Genomic DNA, 4811 nt, shown 5'->3' with positions numbered 1-4811 from the left:
AGAGCCATACCTGTTATGGGCTATTGAGGGAAATGAATATGTTCGCGAGGTATTATCTTTCTATAAGGGAGATGACCGAATGCTGATTGCAGATAGCATTACCCCGTTCCGCGAACAAAAACTGCGGTTGCTGAATGGTAGTCATACGGCCGCAGTGCCATTGGCTTTCCTGTCGGGCCTGAACACCGTATACGAGTGCATGCAGGACGAATATATGCGTCATTTTTTCCGTGCGGTAGTATTGGAAGAAATACTGCCTACCATTGCTGATAGCTGTCCTACGGCTACTGCATTTGCTACAGATGTACTGGATCGTTTCGCCAATCCGTTTATAGCGCATAAACTGATCAGTATAACTTTCCAGGAAAGTTCGAAGATGAATGCCCGCAATGTGCGTACATTGATTCGTTACCATGAAAAGTATCAGGCATTGCCGCCGCATTTGTGTCTGGGATTTGCTGCCATGTTGTTATTCCTGCAACCGGCAAGAGAAGAGAATGGTAAATACTTTGGCAGCCGGGGGAACGAAGAATACGTTATTACAGACGATAATGCGCCGGTTTTTGCGGCCTGGTGGCGCGATCAGGCTGATATCTCCACCATGGTGGCTGGTATTTGCAGCGATCCGCGTTTATGGGAAACTGATCTTACCGCTATTCCTGGTTTTGCAGCCGAAGTAGCTTCGTTGTTGACCACCCTGAAAAGTGAAGGGGTAAAAGGACTTATTCAATCGCAACTTCAAAAAAAATAGTCATTCGTTATGAAGGAGTTTTTATCCGAAGATTTTTTATTGCAAACGGAAACGGCTAAACGATTATATTTTGATTACGCTGCTTCCATGCCGGTAATTGATTATCACAATCATCTGCCACCTGATGAAATTGCCGGTAATAAAACTTTTGAGAACCTGTATGCCATCTGGCTGAAAGGGGATCATTATAAATGGCGTGCTATGCGTGCCAACGGGGTGGCAGAAGAGTTCATTACCGGAACGGCGGATGACTTTACTAAATTCCGTCACTGGGCGGCCACGGCGCCTTATACCATGCGTAATCCGCTGTATCACTGGTCGCATATGGAATTGAAAAATCCATTTGGGATCACGGAATTGCTCAGTGAAAAGACGGCTGAAAAAATATACCGCGATTGCAATGCACAGCTACCGGGATTGTCTACCCAAACATTGCTGCAACATTACAAAGTAGATGTACTTTGTACCACAGATGATCCGGCTGATTCACTGGAGCATCACCGGACGATTGCCAACCGGCCTTTCGGTACGCGCGTGCTGCCTACTTTCCGCCCGGACAGGGCCATGGCGGTAGATAATCCGGAGATATTCAACAGTTTTGTGGATAAGCTGTCGGAGGTATTGCATAAAGATATTAGCCGGTTTGAGGATTTGCTGTCTGCGCTGCAAAGTCGCCACACTTACTTCCATGAAGCAGGGTGCCGGCTGAGTGATCATGGGTTGAGCACCTTTTATTTTACACCGGCGAGCGACAAGGAACTGGATACGATTTTTAATAATGCCCGTCATCATACCGCAGCTACACCGCATGAAAATGCGCAATTTAAAACGGCTGTATTGCTGGCTGTTTGCGGCTGGAACCAGGAAAGGGGCTGGACACAGCAATTTCATATAGGCGCTATCCGTAATAACAATTCCCGCTTACTGCAGCGGGTAGGAGCTGATGCCGGTGTAGATTCTATTGGTGACTGGAGAGTGGCAGAAGCTATGAGTGCATTTTTTGACGCACTGGATAAGAAAGATAAGCTGGCGAAGACGGTGGTCTATAACCTGAACCCTTCCTACAACGAAGTATTTGCTACCATGGCAGGTAATTTCCAGGACGGAACCGTTCCCGGTAAAATACAATACGGATCCGGTTGGTGGTTTCTGGACCAGAAAGATGGTATGGAAAAACAGATGAACGTATTGAGTAACATGGGATTATTGAGTCGTTTTGTTGGTATGTTAACAGATTCCAGAAGTTTTCTATCTTATTCCCGACATGAATATTTTCGCCGTATTTTGTGCAACCTGATCGGAAAGGATGTGGAAAATGGCGAGTTGCCAAATGACATGGCCTGGTTAGGGAAAATGGTACAGGACATTTGTTATTATAACGCAAAAGCATATTTTGGATTCTAATGAAGCCGGTAAAAGTTATCACATTCGGAGAGATATTATTGCGTCTGTCGCCAGAGCTGTCACAAAACACCGCAGCCATTTATGTGGGCGGGGCTGAAGCCAACGTAGCAGCGGCGCTGGCCAACTGGGGCACAGAAGTAGCCTACATCAGCAAGGTACCTGAAAATGGATTGTCAAGAGACGTATTGCAGCAATTGAGCAACCGGGGTATTCATACCGACAGGATGTTATGGGGTGGCGAGCGGATAGGTATTTATTACCTGGCGCAGGGCAGTGACCTGAAACATGCAGAAGTGGTGTATGACAGGGCATGGTCTTCTTTTAGCAGGATTGTTCCGGGCACGGTAGACTGGGACGCCTTGCTGGGCGATGCCGAATGGTTTCACTGGAGTGCTATTACGCCTGCACTGAACCCGGATGCGGTGGAAATTTGCAAAGAAATATTGCAGGCGGCTACCCGCAAAGGCATGACGATATCTACAGATCTTAACTACCGCAGTAAGTTATGGCAGTATGGTAAAAAGCCGGTGGATATTATGCCGGAACTGGTACAATACTGCGATGTGATCATGGGAAATATCTGGGCGGCTAACAATATGTTGGATACCACATTGGACGTAGCTGGGCTGGAAGCCAATACCAAGGCGGTATACGTGCAACAGGCGGAGCTGGTGGCAGCTGAAATAACGAAAAGATTTACCCGTTGCACGCGGGTGGCATTTACGTTCCGTTTCAGTGATGCAACTACGCATAATCGTTATTATGCTTTTTATTATAACGCCGGGCAGGTGAGCATTTCGCGCGAATACGATACCCACGACGTGGTAGACAGGGTAGGCAGTGGCGATTGTTTCATGGCCGGACTCATACACGCACAGCTGCAGGGATTGGATGATCAGCAGATCATTTCTTATGCTGCCGCTGCGGCCTATTCCAAATTTTTTGTGAAGGGAGATTTTAATACCACTTCCGCTGAAGACATTATAAAATTGATATAGTATATGGCACCAAGTCCTGAAGTAATTATAGCTGCATTTGAGCAAACCGGGATTATTCCTGTTTTTTATCACGATGATGCAGAGATCTGCCTGGAAGTGCTGCAAGCCTGTTATGATGGCGGGTTGCGGGTATTTGAATTTACCAGCAGGGGAGAAAATGCACGTAAAAATTTCGCTATTCTGAGAGATAAGAAACTGGCTACGATGCCCGATTTGTACCTGGGAATTGGTACTATCAAAAATGCGGCAGATGCAGCGGTGTATACAGGTATAGGAGCGGACTTTATCGTATGTCCGGTTACCGATCCTGAAACAGCCGCTTATTGCAAATCTGAAAATATACTCTGGATTCCTGGTTGTATGACGCCGACAGAGATTTCTGTGGCGGAAAAAAACGGGGCCAAACTGGTGAAACTGTTCCCTGGTAACGTGCTGGGGCCTGGTTATGTAAGAGCTATCAAACCTTTGTTTCCGCAACTGAAATTTATGCCAACCGGCGGGGTAGAGCCAACACAGGTAAGCATGGACAGCTGGTTTGATGCTGGTGTTGTTTGTGTGGGAATGGGTTCCAATTTATTATCCAAGTCTCTGATTGAAAGTAAGGACTGGGGCGCGCTGAAAGATAAAATAGTGCAAACGTTTGCATTTCTCAGGGCGATGAAGTAACTTAAACTTTCTATAAATTCCAATTAGAATGAATTCCACAACTTTAGGTAAGTATCGCTGGCGGGTATGCGCGCTATTATTTGTAGCTACGACGATTAATTATATAGACAGGCAGATATTAGGATTACTGAAAACCGATCTATCCACCGAGTTTGGCTGGTCAGAGAAAGATTATAGTAACCTGGTGATGGCATTTTCCGCTTCCTATGCTGTGGGTTTGCTTTTCTTTGGTGCGCTGGTAGATAAAATTGGTTCCAAACTGGGATATACAGTCTCTGTGGTAGTATGGAGTTTGTCGGCTATGGCGCATGGGCTGGTACGTTCTACACTGGGCTTCGGCGTAGTAAGATCGGTACTGGGAATTAGTGAGGCGGGTAACTTTCCGGCGGCTATTAAAGCCACGGCAGAGTGGTTTCCCAAGAAAGAGCGGGCATTTGCGACCGGGATTTTTAATTCCGGGTCTAATATTGCGGCGGTAGTAGGGCCTTTGATGGTATACTGGCTGGCGAATAATCATGGCTGGAGAAATGCATTTGTATGGACCGGTGCCATTGGATTTATCTGGCTGATATTCTGGTGGTTTTTATATGAAATACCCAGTCGTCATAAAAAATTATCCAAAGCAGAATATGATCATATCCATTCTGATCAGGAAGTAGAAGAAGAAAAGCCTAAACCGGTAAAATGGATTAAGCTGCTGGGTATCAGACAAACCTGGGCTTTCGTGTTTGGTAAATTACTGACAGATCCGGTATGGTGGTTTTTTCTGTTCTGGTTGCCTGGTTACCTGGAATCCATTTTCCACGTTAACATGAAATCCAGTCTGGGATTGCCTATTATTATCATATACTCTATTACCAGTTTTGGTAGCATTGGAGGTGGTTGGTTATCTTCCCATCTTATTAAAAGCGGATGGCCTGTTTTCAGGGCGCGTAAAGTGTCTATGCTGATATTTGCCCTGTGTGTAGTACCGATTGTGTTCATACAGTATT

4 protein-coding genes and 1 pseudogene are annotated in these 4811 nt (G+C 45.9%); all 5 read left to right on the top strand.

Translation table 11 applies throughout. The annotated features are described in order from the left end of the window. Positions 1-751, top strand: a pseudogene (locus VIP81_RS11305) (altronate oxidoreductase); the annotation flags it as partial. Between the two features lie 9 nt (positions 752-760). Then, positions 761-2155 carry a glucuronate isomerase gene (uxaC, locus tag VIP81_RS11300; protein WP_331960028.1) on the top strand — a complete coding sequence of 465 codons (1395 nt, stop codon included), beginning with the start codon at positions 761-763 and terminating at the stop codon, positions 2153-2155. Next, the gene (locus tag VIP81_RS11295) at positions 2155-3153 is read left to right on the top strand and encodes a sugar kinase (protein WP_331960025.1); all 999 of its coding nucleotides are present in this window, start codon (positions 2155-2157) and stop codon (positions 3151-3153) included. Before uxaC ends, VIP81_RS11295 begins: the two co-directional genes overlap by 1 nt. A 3-nt stretch (positions 3154-3156) precedes the next feature. Continuing rightward, positions 3157-3819 (top strand): bifunctional 4-hydroxy-2-oxoglutarate aldolase/2-dehydro-3-deoxy-phosphogluconate aldolase, encoded by a 663-nt coding sequence (locus VIP81_RS11290; RefSeq protein ID WP_331960022.1) that lies wholly within the window; start codon positions 3157-3159, stop codon positions 3817-3819. Between the two features lie 28 nt (positions 3820-3847). Beyond that, a partial coding sequence (locus tag VIP81_RS11285) for an MFS transporter (protein ID WP_331960019.1) occupies positions 3848-4811 on the top strand: 964 nt, incomplete at its 3' end.

This window comes from Chitinophaga sp. (genome assembly GCF_036566945.1).
Taxonomy (GTDB): Bacteria; Bacteroidota; Bacteroidia; order Chitinophagales; family Chitinophagaceae; genus Chitinophaga.
This window is presented reverse-complemented; position numbering and strand designations above follow the sequence as displayed.

Bases quoted from the DNA above. Each gene is read 5' to 3' on its own strand.
- uxaC (WP_331960028.1), top strand. From the start codon at position 761: ATGAAGGAGTTTTTATCCGAAGATTTTTTATTGCAAACGGAAACGGCT.
- VIP81_RS11295 (WP_331960025.1), top strand. From the start codon at position 2,155: ATGAAGCCGGTAAAAGTTATCACATTCGGAGAGATATTATTGCGTCTG.
- VIP81_RS11290 (WP_331960022.1), top strand. From the start codon at position 3,157: ATGGCACCAAGTCCTGAAGTAATTATAGCTGCATTTGAGCAAACCGGG.